The 12,251-nt window shown below is 57.2% G+C and carries 10 protein-coding genes; 9 read left to right on the plus strand and 1 reads right to left on the minus strand.

Annotated elements, in window-relative coordinates; genetic code table 11:
- The first annotated feature begins 4 nt into the window (after positions 1-4).
- The 9 genes from G5533_RS03555 to G5533_RS03595 all read left to right on the plus strand — a co-directional run bounded on the left by G5533_RS03555 (position 5) and on the right by G5533_RS03595 (position 11,558).
- Complete coding sequence (locus tag G5533_RS03555; protein ID WP_441254498.1) at positions 5-1,432, plus strand: VasL domain-containing protein; 1,428 nt, start codon at positions 5-7, stop codon at positions 1,430-1,432.
- Positions 1,433-1,737: 305 nt separating this feature from the next.
- Positions 1,738-2,025 (plus strand): type VI secretion system PAAR protein, encoded by a 288-nt coding sequence (locus G5533_RS03560; RefSeq protein WP_019444936.1) that lies wholly within the window; start codon positions 1,738-1,740, stop codon positions 2,023-2,025.
- A gap of 11 nt (positions 2,026-2,036) precedes the next feature.
- Entirely contained in the window at positions 2,037-4,076 is a 2,040-nt protein-coding gene (locus G5533_RS03565) for a type VI secretion system Vgr family protein (protein WP_441254499.1), read from the plus strand.
- Positions 4,076-4,915: a DUF4123 domain-containing protein gene (locus tag G5533_RS03570; RefSeq protein ID WP_421208655.1), complete on the plus strand. Its 840-nt coding sequence runs from the start codon at positions 4,076-4,078 to the stop codon at positions 4,913-4,915. The genes G5533_RS03565 and G5533_RS03570 overlap by 1 nt, the downstream gene beginning before the upstream one ends.
- The gene (locus tag G5533_RS03575; RefSeq protein ID WP_441254500.1) at positions 4,912-8,085 is read left to right on the plus strand and encodes a toxin VasX; all 3,174 of its coding nucleotides are present in this window, start codon (positions 4,912-4,914) and stop codon (positions 8,083-8,085) included. Before G5533_RS03570 ends, G5533_RS03575 begins: the two co-directional genes overlap by 4 nt.
- A complete protein-coding gene (locus tag G5533_RS03580) occupies positions 8,085-8,885 on the plus strand; it encodes a hypothetical protein (protein WP_052451217.1) in 801 nt (266 codons plus the stop codon). The genes G5533_RS03575 and G5533_RS03580 overlap by 1 nt, the downstream gene beginning before the upstream one ends.
- A gap of 44 nt (positions 8,886-8,929) precedes the next feature.
- Positions 8,930-9,208: a hypothetical protein gene (locus G5533_RS03585; protein WP_421205333.1), complete on the plus strand. Its 279-nt coding sequence runs from the start codon at positions 8,930-8,932 to the stop codon at positions 9,206-9,208.
- Positions 9,208-9,951 (plus strand): hypothetical protein, encoded by a 744-nt coding sequence (locus tag G5533_RS03590; RefSeq protein WP_421205331.1) that lies wholly within the window; start codon positions 9,208-9,210, stop codon positions 9,949-9,951. The genes G5533_RS03585 and G5533_RS03590 overlap by 1 nt, the downstream gene beginning before the upstream one ends.
- A gap of 236 nt (positions 9,952-10,187) precedes the next feature.
- Complete coding sequence (locus G5533_RS03595; RefSeq protein WP_441254501.1) at positions 10,188-11,558, plus strand: tetratricopeptide repeat protein; 1,371 nt, start codon at positions 10,188-10,190, stop codon at positions 11,556-11,558.
- Positions 11,559-11,669: 111 nt separating this feature from the next.
- Here G5533_RS03595 and G5533_RS03600 read toward each other — a convergent pair whose 3' ends face one another.
- Positions 11,670-12,194 carry a protein disulfide oxidoreductase gene (locus G5533_RS03600; RefSeq protein ID WP_216978388.1) on the minus strand — a complete coding sequence of 175 codons (525 nt, stop codon included), beginning with the start codon at positions 12,192-12,194 and terminating at the stop codon, positions 11,670-11,672.
- Positions 12,195-12,251: the final 57 nt, after the last annotated feature.

The following is a 12,251-nucleotide window of genomic DNA, read 5'->3' on the forward strand; positions in this document are numbered from 1 at the left end:
CGATATGTCACAGAATCAACAAGGCCAGCAGGCATTGAAGGTGGGGCGAGACCCCAGAATGTTGCCTGAGTACGAGGCGCTGCGCGCCGAGATCAACAAGCTCAGCCACGCCTCCCGCCCCGAGGTGGATTGGGCCCGGATCCATCAGCTCGCCAGTCAAATCTTTGAAAAGCACGGGGTGGATCTGCAAACCGCCATCTACTTCACTCTGGCGCGCTCCCGCATTCAGGGGCTGAGCGGCTTTACCGAAGGGGGCGAGTTTCTCGCCAACCTGATCGTCACCCAGTGGGAGAGTTTCTGGCCACCGGTGCATCAGGAGCGGGCCCGCATCGAGATGCTCGACTGGTTTATTGCCCGCATCAGCGACGTGATCCGCCAGTACCAGATCAGCCACGAGGACAAGCGGTTGATCTACCGCTGCGAGCGGGCGCTGCAACTCATCAGCGAGAAGCTGCACAACGCCGGTTTGAGCCGCATCCCCCGGGTCGAGAATCTGGTGCACTTTATCGAGGGGTACACCCATCTGTTTGACGAGACCGAGATCGTCATCGTCTCCGATGAGCCGAGCCTCAAGGACGAGCTGCAGATCCCGCCGATGGTCTTCTTCAAATCCGACATGGAGAGCGACCACGGCGCCTCTGCCGGGGCAACCCCGCACCTGCCTCAGGGCAGTATCCTGGTGGGGCGTGAGAAGGGGCAGATGAAGCCGACCGTGCTCAAGATTGAGCAGCACCGCAAACAGCGGCCGGCCTGGTTCTGGTTTGGCTGTGGCCTGCTCACCTGCGCCCTGCCCATGATGGGATGGCTTGGCTGGCAACATCAGCAGCAGGAGAAGGTCATCGCGGCGCAACGGTTGCAACAACCCGCTGCAGCATTGCCGCAGGCCCTGAGTTATGACGACATTCGCCAAGCGCGCATCGTGTTGGGGGAGCAGACCCTGCAGGGGATGGAGAGCGAGCTGGTGTCGCGTTATCAGGCCCAACTGGATCGGCTGGAGCAGACCTCGCCCCTCTACTGGTACCGTTATGGCGAGGGGCTGCGCAATTCGCTGCAGATGCTCTATCCCGACTCGCTGGCGGTCAAGGCCCTCGACAAACAGTGGCAGACCGCGCTGGCCGGCCAGCAGGGGGATCTCAACCGGGTGCCGACCTATCTGGAGGCGCGCGCCGGGGTCGATGCCCTGATCGATCAGCTGCTGGAGCTGGAGCGTCAGCGCAAGACGGTCACGATTTCCTACCTCAAGTCTCAGCTCTACGAGGTACAGAAGAACCTGATGCAGGAGATACCGTTCAGCTTGCGCCTGAGCGAACTGGAGGCGCGAAAAGCGTCGCAGGAGCCTATTACGGCTGCCGAGCTGAAAGGGATAGAGAGTGACTTGAAAGCACTCAACATCCGGCTTTACCAACTGCAACAAGGGCTATCCGGTAGCTAATTGCTCTGTTATGCGCAACCAGTTGCGCATATTCCAGAGAGTTGCACTTCAGATGCAATGTTTGGCAGGGGGATTGCCCAGTTTGCGCAATTCCTTGCGAATGGATAACCCTGTCATCTATCGAAAGAGGTTAACCATTTGATTTTATTTGGCTAATTTCGCCAGTGCTGAATGGCATAGCCTGTGCTGTGGCCTGTTCTGTTTATCCGCTGTTTATCAAAATCGCCTGTGCCTGGTGCGTTCCATCGGGCACAGGGGCAGAGGGATGATGTCTGTGCGTCTCCCCGCTCATATGGAGAATGACTATGTGCCCCGCTATCGCACTGCTCGGTGACATCGGCACCGACCACGATGGCTTCCCACCGACCCCGGTGATAGCTGCCAGTCCCGACGTGTTCCTAGATGGCAAGCCTGTGGCTCGTCAAGGTGATCCACTGGCGCCCCATGACAAGCCCAACAACCCGCCGCACCCACGGGCCATTGCCGGTGGTGTTGGCTCTGTGCTGGTGAATGGCAAACCCATCGCCGTCACCGGCACGGCAGTGGATTGTGGTGGCGTGGTGATTGGTTCCGGTAGCGGACAGGCAGGATAAGGAACAGAGTCATGGCGCAAAGCACAGGATTACAATTTACGGTCAAGGTGGGGGCATTGCCCGAGAGCACCTTCGTGGTGGCCAGTTTTCAGCTTGATGAGGGGTTGAACCGGCCGTTCAACCTGCAGTTGGAGTTGGCGAGTAGCCAGCCTGATGTCGACTTTGGCGCCGTGTTGGACCAGCCATGCGAGCTGATGGTGTGGTACAACGGCGAGCTGCAACGCCGGGTCTGCGGGGTAGTGAGCGAGTTTGCCCAAGGGGACAGCGGCTTTCGCCGCACCCGTTACAGCCTTGAGGTGAAACCCGCCCTGTGGCGGCTGGGGTTGCGCCAGAACTCCCGCATTTTTCAGGCGCAGAAGCCCGATGAAATCCTCAGCATCCTGCTGCAAGAGCATGGCATCACCGATTACGCCTTTGCCCTGAAAAACGAGCACGCCCAGCGCGAATACTGCGTGCAGTATCGCGAGACCGACCTCGACTTTGTGAACCGCCTTGCTGCCGAAGAGGGGCTGTTCTACTTCCACGAGTTTGAAGCAGGCAAGCACCGCATCGTATTTGCTGACGATGCGGCAGCCCTGACTGCCGGCCCCGAGCTCTTCTTCAACCTCGGCAACCGTTCGCTGGAACAAGGCCCTTACGTGCGCCAGTTCCACTACCGCGAGGCGGTGTGCCCCTCGGATGTGGAGCTCAAAGACTACAGCTTCAAGACGCCGGCTTATGGCCTCTCCCATAAAAAGCAGGGTAGCGAACTTGAGCATCAACGGGACACCTATCAGCACTTCGACTACCCGGGCCGCTACAAGCAGGACCCGAGTGGTAAGGCGTTTGCCCAACACCGGCTCGATGCGTTGCGCAACGACGCGGTAGCGGGCAGTGGCAAGTCCAACAGCGCAGCTCTGCTGCCGGGCCAGCACTTTTCATTGACCGAACATCCGAACGGCAGCCTCAACACCGACTGGCAAATCGTTCATATCCGCCATACCGGTGAACAACCGCAGGCGCTGGAGGAAGAGGGGGGCAGCGGCCCGACCGTCTACCACAACGAATTTGGTGTGGTGAAAGCGAGCACCACCTGGCGCGCCCGTATCGGCAGCCCGGAAGCACCTCACAAGCCGATGGTGGATGGCCCGCAAATCGCCATGGTGGTCGGTCCCGATGGGGAGGAGATTTACTGCGACGAGCATGGCCGGGTGAAGCTGCAGTTCCCGTGGGACCGCTACGGGAACTCCAACGACCAGAGCTCCTGCTGGGTGCGGGTGAGTCAGGGCTGGGCTGGCGGTCAGTACGGCATGATGGCCATCCCGCGCATCGGCCACGAAGTTATCGTCTCGTTTCTGGAAGGAGACCCCGACCAGCCTATCGTGACGGGCCGTACCTACCACGCCACCAACCGGCCGCCTTACGATCTGCCCGCCAACAAGACCCGCACCGTGCTGCGCACCGAAACCCACAAGGGCGAGGGCTTCAACGAGCTGCGCTTTGAAGACCAGGCTGGTCAGGAAGAGATCTATCTCCACGGTCAGAAAGATCTGAACGTGCTCATCCAGAACGATGTCGTCTGGCATATCAAACACGACGAGCATCGGGATATCGACAACGAGCGGGTCACTCGCATCAAGGCCAACGACAACCTGACAGTCGAAGGCGAAAAGCGCGACCAGATCAAGGCGGACTACTCGCTGACGGTGGATGCCTCCATGCATCAGAAGCTGGGGCAATCGCTGCTGATTGATGCCGGCCAGGAGGTACACTACAAGGCAGGCATGAAGATCGTGTTGGAGGCCGGTGTCGAGCTGACACTTAAAGTGGGTGGCAGCTTCGTCAAGGTCGATGCTGATGGCGTGACGATAAGTGGTGGCTCCATCAAGATGAACTCTGGCGGTAGTCCCGGTTCTGGCTCCGGTTGGGCTGGGCAGATGCCTATCCTGCCTGATGATGTCGAGGCGGTGCCCCCGCCGCCCCCGGTCGACACGGTTCGCCAGATTGCGACTCTGAAATCGGCCGAGCCGGTCTGCGAGATATGTGAACAGCTGGCCAAGGAGGGCAACTAATGGTATTGCCAGCGCTCACCTTGGCAGAAGGTGAACGTCTTTATCTGTTGCTCGATGGCGGGCAGATCCCTGAGCTCGAACGCCAACTATTTGAGGTCAGCGACTGCCCGGCTTACCAGCCGCTCTATCTCTACGCCCCCTGGGATAGCCTGCGGGAGGTCTCTCCCTGTCTGGTGGAGGCCAGCGAGCCCTTGCTCGGCTGGTTCAAGAGCCTGTCAGCCAATACCGGATGGTTGCTCGCCTCCGCTTTGCCTCTCTTGCCGCTGGCGGATCAGTTGCGCCAGCTTATCGAGGTCGAAAGCCCTTACGGCAGCCGCATCTTGCTCAAACTGGCCGCCCCGGAAACCATGGCATGTCTGATGGTGGATGCAGACCCCTGGCTGTGGCGGAAAATTGCACAAGTCTGGCTGCCAACCCGCACCGGTTGGCGCCATTGGCAGGTCAAAGAGACGCTTGCCGAGCCGATGGGCGACACATGCAGACTCACCGATGTGCAATGGGCCCGCTTGGGCGAAGTGAGTTGGCAAAACCAGCTGGATGCGGTTTATCGCCACATGCAGGCGTGGTTTCCCGCCCGGTTGGCGCAGCAGACCGATCCAAAGTGTTGGATTGCCCGCTGGGCCCAACAGGCTTATCAACTGGGATTTCAGACCGAACGCGACTTGCTGCTGTTTTTCAATGTGCTGGGCTTCCTGGGCGAGTCATGGTGGCAGGGTGATGCCTACCCGATCGTGAGCAGGTTGTTGACTACCCCCTCGGCACAGACCCCGTCACAGCGTGTTGAACAGGCAGCCAACTGGGCAGAGCAACACGCCATTGCACAGGAAATAACGTCATGAGCACCCCGAACCAAGCAGCTGGAGCTGCCGGCAACAAGGATTGCAAGAGCCCGGTTGGCACCTGCCCCTTTAAAAATAAAGAGATTGCCCTGGTACCGGTGCGCTATGCCCTTGATGAGCCTTTCGCACCTCCTCAGAAGCAGCAGCATCCATTGCCCGCCGGAGCGGGTTTTGTTTCACCGCTCAAGTTCAAGGAGAGTTGTTATGCCCTGCGCCAGCTGCGCGATGGCTGGCTCTATGTCTATGACGAAAAAGCCAAGGTGTTGGATGAATATGAAGTGAAAGATGCCATGTTCATCAGTCAGAGCAAGGGGAGCAAGGGCCATCTGCTCTACCCGGCGACTCATTCGTTGTCCCTCATTTACTCTCCCCAGCGTTGGACCGGGCGTATCAAGAAAGAGATGGAGAAGAACAACGGCTTGCGCAGTGCCTGGATGCGGCAGGTCAAGCTGGGCAGTTTTGCAAGCACCATGAAGGCCGCACATTGTGGTTTGCCTGATGCTCTAGATAAGGTTGCGGATCTCGGTATGCCAAATAACGGCTTTGTGCTCTCTTGCACTCCACTGGTTAAGCCAGCCGAAGAGGATAAGCAAGGGATCAAACTGTTGGCACACAAGCCTGCGGCTTCACCAGCCGCCTACAAGGCGGGAATGCCGGATCCCCAAAGTGCCATGGTAGTGGCTCTGGAGGATCCGCTGGCCGATCTGGCAGACCTTTCCATGAAGGTCAATCAACTGTTGGCCAAGCGCGAAGCTTTGATGGGCAAGGATGAGAAACTGCGCAAGGCAAACACGCACAAGTTGATGATGGCCGAGGTGACGCGCAATCTGGCCCGGGTGCGCCTCGATGAGAAAGAGTTGCCCGCCTCCGTCAGGGGGAATGTGGCCAGGACCCATGCCTTTGAAGAGGCGCTGGATGATTATCTTGGGGATCGCTATCTCGCCGATATGGAGAACATGACGGCAGAGCCGGGTATGGTGAGGTTCGACTCCCCCATGACGAAACGAGCAGATGCCAAGCTAAAGATCCTGCGGGAACAATATGGTTTCAATCCATCCCACAAGCAGGTCAGTCAATGGAAAGAGCGCGCAGCGTTCCAGGACGAGGTCAAATGGAGTAGCCTCAATGCCTTTATCAAGCAGTATCAGGTGCCACTCAATGAACTGGATCTGGCGTTGGTGCGGGCCCATGAGGACCTGCGCAATGGCCTGACCCGCCTCAAGGCCGATCCGCTGCCCCTGGGGCTCGACAACTGCACGGCCGAAGGGCAAGCCTACCTGCAAACCCTGTTTGCCGAGGCAGGGCAGGCCCTCTCTCTCAGTTGCAGCACAGAGGACAACAAAAAAGCGCTGGAAAAACTGCTCGGCGAGAAGGTCAATGACAACTTGCTGGCGCTGGCCCCCTATGGTTTTGATGCGGCGCTGCACAAAGGGCTGAGTGAACAGACGGTCGACAATGTCTGGCTCAGCACCTCCTCTGGCGATATGACGGCCCTTTTCGGTAGAACGGCCGACCTGGAGGCGCTACTGGGTGACGACGGGCTCAAGCAAAAACCCTGGTTTCAGACTGTCGAGGCCGTGATTGACGCCATGAAAGCGGCAGCAACGTCATTGGCCAAGGGCGCTCACGCCCAGATCATGGCGGCCATCTTGCCCCACGCCTGGAAGAACAACCTGGCAGGTAATCTGAGGCTGGTGCTGCTGGAATCACTGCTCGGTGACCAGCCGCTGCAGGTCAACAGCGGCTATCGCATGCTCTCCAACAGCTTCCAGCAGAAGGTCTGGCTCATTGCCAAACAGATGGTGGCCATCAGCTCGCCACCACCGGGACACAACACCACAGTGCAGGCCATCAACGGCAATCTGCACAGTCTGCAGCAAAAGCTGGATGCCTTGATCGCCCGTGAGATGCCCATGCTGGTCAAACTCAAGGGTGAACTCTACCAGCAGCAGGCCAGACAATATATCGGCGACTATCTGGCAAGTGTGCGCAGTGGCGTAAATCAGCGCATCAGCGCCATGAACGAGAGAGTCCCCAATCTGACGACCTTTGGCGGCTTGGTGGCCCTGCTTAACCTCTGGAATCTGACGGTGGTCATGGCGGCTACGGCGCAAAATGCCCAGTCGGTTGGCCGGTTGCGCGCCAATATACAGCTGGGCTCGGCCTTCGCTTGGACCGGCAATGCCATCGCCGCGCTCTATCAGGGGGTGGTTTGGGAGCAGTTGAAGCCATTGTCAAGAAATGGCGAGCCATTACTTAGGATGTCCTTGAAAGAAGCTGGTGTCGGTGAGCATGCCGCGCTGGTGAAAACCTTCTCGCTGCGTATGCTGGCCTTCTCTGGCCTGGGCATGGCGGCGGCCGGGGCTGAGTTTTGGGATACTTTGCAGGCTAGTAAGGACCCCTTGATAAGCGGCATGGAGAAGACGCTCTTGCAGATGAAAGTGGGCGTATTGGGCGGACAATTCTTAATTTTTTTGGCACAGTTTGCGCAATTAGGCATCAATGGCTTGCTGGGCTATTCATCCATCGCAGCCATCTGTGCAAGCTGGATGGGCATTGGCTTCTTTGTGCTGGGAGCCGCCTATCTGGTCGTGACTGTACTGCTCAATATCTTTAAAACTTCGGATCTGGAAAAGTGGTTATTGCAATCCACTTGGGGCAATAACCCTGCTGGCTGGTCTGCCGAAGAGGAGCTGGCCCGCTTCGAGCTGCTAGTCAATAAACCGGGGGCCAGCCTGAGTGTGGTACGCACGCCCCCCCAGGGGTGGATGGACAGCGGCCGCGCCCAATGGCAATTGCAGCTCTCGCTGCCTGCGCATTTGCGCGGGCAGACCATCGGGCTGAAGGTCATTAGCCAACCGCTCGCCAAGGCTGGCCAGATGATACCTGCCCGCACTAAAGAGGATGTGGCACGCTATCAGGTCGCCATGCAGCCCAAAACCCTGGAGACACAGCGCGGACGTTGGGATGAGCTGGTCTATACCTTGCCGCTGGGGGTCGATATCAATAGCGCCATCAAGCTGGAGCTGGGTTATCTCGGGGGCATGGTGCAGCAAGAATTTATCTTCAAGGGCAGCAGTAGCAGTAGCGGCCCAATCACATTGGCGACAAGCTCCGGCGGCTTGGGTACCATGCCCGCGCTGTTGGTTGGCAAGCAAGGGAACAGATAATGGACAACGCAAACGAAGTCATTGAGGTGAGCGAGCAGGAGACCCCTTTTCATCTGCTACCGCAGGAGGAGCAACAGCGCATTCTCGATGCCAATCAAAAAAGGGTGCGTGAAGCGCCAACCCTCCATGAATGGGATATCAGGGTTCCCACGCCATTAGCCTGGATTATCATCATAATAATGTGCCTCTTCTCGACACTATTTCTCGGGGGGGGAGGGCTGTTATTGACCGCGGGTGAGGATTGGAGCGGGGTATATATTATGTTGAGCGTCTCTGCTGTAATGACACCTTATTTTCGCTATTTGGTTATGGCAGATAAGGATTACCACTACCGGTTAACCACTGAAGGTGTCATCGTTACTTATCAGGATGCGATACCCGAAGCAGCCTATACCATAGTCCGTGGCTTGGCGTGGTTTGGCGTGGTGGTATGTGTGCTCGCGGTCGCCCTACTGGGGCCATTGGCCCTGGTGGGTGCCGGTGGCATGGCGCTTTTCGCTATATTTTTCACTGGTTTCCAGAAAGAGGTAACGACTCTATATCTTGGTTTCAATAAAAACTGTACTTATGTGTGTAAGGTTGTGAAAAAAAAATCTTTGATTAGATTTGAAACGGTTCCTTTCGAAGATGGTGCATTTTCAGATTTACACTGTGAACATAAGGATTTCATCTTCATCCTTAAGCTGCTTATGTCAGAACTTGATTGTAAAGAGTATAGGGAGTTCAATACCGAATTTTCCCTTCGCAGATCCCCTTTAGGCGTCCTTGATGTCGGCCTTAAAAGAAATTTTGATAAATAATGAGCTGTATTGGCAGGGCGAGATATCGAACGTTTTTCAGGCTAATGTCGAGCCAAAAAAACAGAGATGGTTCATCAAATAAGCAGCCCAAAACCCTGGAGACACAGCGCGGACGTTGGGATGATCTGGTCTATACCCTGCCGCTGGGGGGCGATATCAATACCGCCATCAAGCTGGAGCTGGGTTATCTCGGGGGCATGGTGCAGCAAGAATTTATCTTCAAGGGCAGCAGTAGCAGTAGCGGCCCAATCACATTGGCGACAAGCTCCGGCGGCTTGGGTACCATGCCCGCGTTGATGGTCGGCAAGCAAGGGAACAGATAATGGACAATGCAAACGAAGTCATTGGGGCTAATGAGCAGGAGACCCCTTTTCATCTGCTACCGCAGGAGGAGCAACAGCGCATTATCGATGCCAACCAAAAAAGGGTGCGCGAAGCCCCGACTCTCCATGAATGGGATATCTGGGTTCCTACACCATTCGCTTGGCTAATGATTCTAACAGTTACAACAATTATGACGTTGTTCGCTGTGGGTTGCGTATTGCTTGCTGGTGATGGTGATTGGGGGTTTGCTTATCTAGCATTCTGTGTCGCTATGGCAATGACACCGTATTTTCGCTATTTGGTTATGGCAGATAAGGATTACCACTACCGGGTAACCACTGAGGGTGTCATCGTCACTTATCAGGATGCGATTCCCGAAGTGGCCTATACCATAGTCCGTGGCTTGGCATGGCTTGGTGTGGTGGTATGTGTGCTCGCGGCCGCCCTGCTGGGGCCATTGGCCCTGGTGGGTGCAGGTGGTATGGCGCTCTTGGCTGTATTTTTTACTGACTTTAAAAGTGAAGTGACAGAGCATGAAACCATGTTTAAAAAAGAGTGGCCCTACACGCTGTCTATTTCCAATAGGAAAAAAGCTCTGAGATTTGAATCCACCCCCTTTAAATCAGCACATAGCGATAACATATATTGTAAACCTGAGGATTTTGAATGGGTCGTTGAACTGATTAAAGCGCAGATTAGATGCGTCGAGATAAAGTTTATAAAGGGCCATCCTGTCACGTAAAGTTATTCACTAATAACAAGCATAGAGTCGATATGTAAATTAATCTGGGCTTGTTATTTAGATATTGAATGGCGGAGGACAAGCTGGCCCGCTTCGAGCTGCTGGTCAATAAACATTAAGCCATGGGGCAGAGAGGCTGCAATTCAGCTTTTCTGCCCCTTGATTGACCAATAATGGCACTACCTGTAACCGGCCCTGTTTTATTCGCCCCTTTTTCACTCTGCGAAGAATTTCTCATGACCCATCGAGTCCTATGGCTGGCACTGACCGCCAGCATCTTAACCGCCTGCTCTGCCACTGCGCCACGCACTGATACCGAGCTATCCCAAGCCGCAAAGCAGGGGGATGGCCGCGCCCAGTATGAACTGGCCAGACGGCTTGCAACCCAACCCGATTACCCCAATGCCATGCACTGGATGCAGCAAGCGGCCGAGCAGTCTGGCCCCTCCTTGGCCGCCGATAAACAGATCCGCGCCAATGCTGCTTGGCAAGTGGGTGACTGGTATCAGGCCGGGCTCGGGGAGCCCAAAAACCCGACGCTCGCTACCCAGTGGTGGCAGCGCTCTGCTCGCCTTGGCAACAGCAATGCCAGCTATCAGCTGGGCCTGATGTGTCAGGAGCAGCATCAGGGCAAGTTGGTCAGTGAATGCCTCGACTGGTTCGAGAAAGCCGCCAGACGGGATCATGCCGACGCTCAGTTGGTGTTGGCACGGTGGTACAGCACACAACCGGGGGCAGATAGGGACGCCGTCAAGTGGCTTGAGCGTTCTGCAGAGCTTGGCAACCGTGATGCCCAGTACCTGCTGGGCGAGCGCTATGCGCAAGGTAAAGGGGTCGCCAAACGGCCGGATCTTGCGCAGCGCTGGAACGACAAGGCAGCAGCCCAGCAGCAACCGGACGCTTTGCTAAAGCAAGCCAGACAGGCCGCCCCCATCCATGGGTTCGCTGCCTATCAACGGGCGGCCAATGCCGGTTCTGCTGAAGCCGAGCTCTGGCTTGGCCAGGCTTATCTGGCCGGGGAGCTGGTATCAGCAGACCCTGCTTTGGGCCGTTACTGGCTGGGGCTGGCCGCTGCACACGGTTCCCATGAGGCCGAATATCAATTGAGTTTGCAGCAGGTAGACCGGGAGCAGCAGATCCACTGGTTAATGCGTGCTGCTGACGGTGGTGTGACCAGGGCATGGTTAGATCTGGCAGCACTGCAGCAGGAGCAAGGTGAACTGGAGCAGGCCAGAGCCAGCTATGCCAAGGCCGCCCGGCAAGGGAATAGGGCTGCACTCTATGCCTACGGTGAAATGCTGCGTTTGGGGCAAGGGGGCAAAGAAGATTACGCGTTGGCACTCAAGCAGTATCGGCTGGCGGCCCAACAGGGTGATCGTATGGCACAATACCGGATGGGAACCATGCGTGAAGAGGGACTGGGGGCTCCGCGCAACCGGGTACATGCCTATGCCTGGCTGTCATTGGCGGCAACAGAAGGGATGCCGGAGGCGGTGCAGGCTCGTGACGAGCTGGAAGCAGCGATGACCAGGCCGGAAGTCAAACAGGCGCAGAAACTTTCAGAGCACTGGTTTGGCAAGATGCCATCACCGGCGAGGAAAAGCTAAACAGCGTAGCTGCGGGCTCCGGCCTTTTTCTGAATCGAGGTCAGAACGATACGATCGCAGCCCCTCTTCAGCGGGAAGAGGGGCCGCAATAGTGTTCCCAGGCGGGCCGAGTTAGCCGAGGCTGGCCCAGGCCAACCGCAGTTTCAGTCCCGGGCCCGAGCTCCAGCCAGTGGTGGAGCTCACCACTTTACCCTGCTTGATGATGAGGAAGCTGGGGGTGACGCTCACCTGCCAGCGGGCGGCAAGGTCGCCATGCTCATCATTGTGGGTCGGGAAGGTCAGCCCCTTCCTGGCCATCCCCTGCTGCAACCTGGCTTGGTCGCCGGAGCGCAGCGCCACTGTCAGCACGTTTTCGCCGTCTCGCCATAGCTGCTCCACTGTCGGTGTGGTAACACGGCAGACTGCGCACCAGCTGGCCCAGTAATAGATCAGCAGTGGTCTGTCCCGACTCATTGTCTGCAGGTCGGCCAGAGTGCCATCTTGCAGCAGCAGTTGAGGCAGCGGGCTTTCCTCTGGCAGCGCCGGACTGCGCCAGAGGTCCAGCGCTGTCGAGATAATCACCGCCAACAGCAGCAGCCAGAGGGCTTCCTTGCTCCAGCGGCGCAGACGGAGGATCCGGGATGATGTTGCTGTCATGACTCCCCCTTGATGACCAGTGCGTTTTTGACGTTGCGCCCGAGCGCTACATGAGGG

It is taken from the genome of Aeromonas sp. A600620 (assembly GCF_029479985.1).
GTDB classification, from domain to species: domain Bacteria; phylum Pseudomonadota; class Gammaproteobacteria; order Enterobacterales; family Aeromonadaceae; genus Aeromonas; species Aeromonas veronii_A.

Bases quoted from the DNA above. Each gene is read 5' to 3' on its own strand.
- G5533_RS03570 (WP_421208655.1), top strand. From the start codon at position 4,076: ATGGTATTGCCAGCGCTCACCTTGGCAGAAGGTGAACGTCTTTATCTG.
- G5533_RS03595 (WP_441254501.1), top strand. From the start codon at position 10,188: ATGACCCATCGAGTCCTATGGCTGGCACTGACCGCCAGCATCTTAACC.
- G5533_RS03585 (WP_421205333.1), top strand. From the start codon at position 8,930: ATGTCGAGCCAAAAAAACAGAGATGGTTCATCAAATAAGCAGCCCAAA.
- G5533_RS03590 (WP_421205331.1), top strand. From the start codon at position 9,208: ATGGACAATGCAAACGAAGTCATTGGGGCTAATGAGCAGGAGACCCCT.
- G5533_RS03565 (WP_441254499.1), top strand. From the start codon at position 2,037: ATGGCGCAAAGCACAGGATTACAATTTACGGTCAAGGTGGGGGCATTG.
- G5533_RS03555 (WP_441254498.1), top strand. From the start codon at position 5: ATGTCACAGAATCAACAAGGCCAGCAGGCATTGAAGGTGGGGCGAGAC.
- G5533_RS03600 (WP_216978388.1), bottom strand. From the start codon at position 12,194: ATGACAGCAACATCATCCCGGATCCTCCGTCTGCGCCGCTGGAGCAAG.
- G5533_RS03560 (WP_019444936.1), top strand. From the start codon at position 1,738: ATGTGCCCCGCTATCGCACTGCTCGGTGACATCGGCACCGACCACGAT.
- G5533_RS03580 (WP_052451217.1), top strand. From the start codon at position 8,085: ATGGACAACGCAAACGAAGTCATTGAGGTGAGCGAGCAGGAGACCCCT.
- G5533_RS03575 (WP_441254500.1), top strand. From the start codon at position 4,912: ATGAGCACCCCGAACCAAGCAGCTGGAGCTGCCGGCAACAAGGATTGC.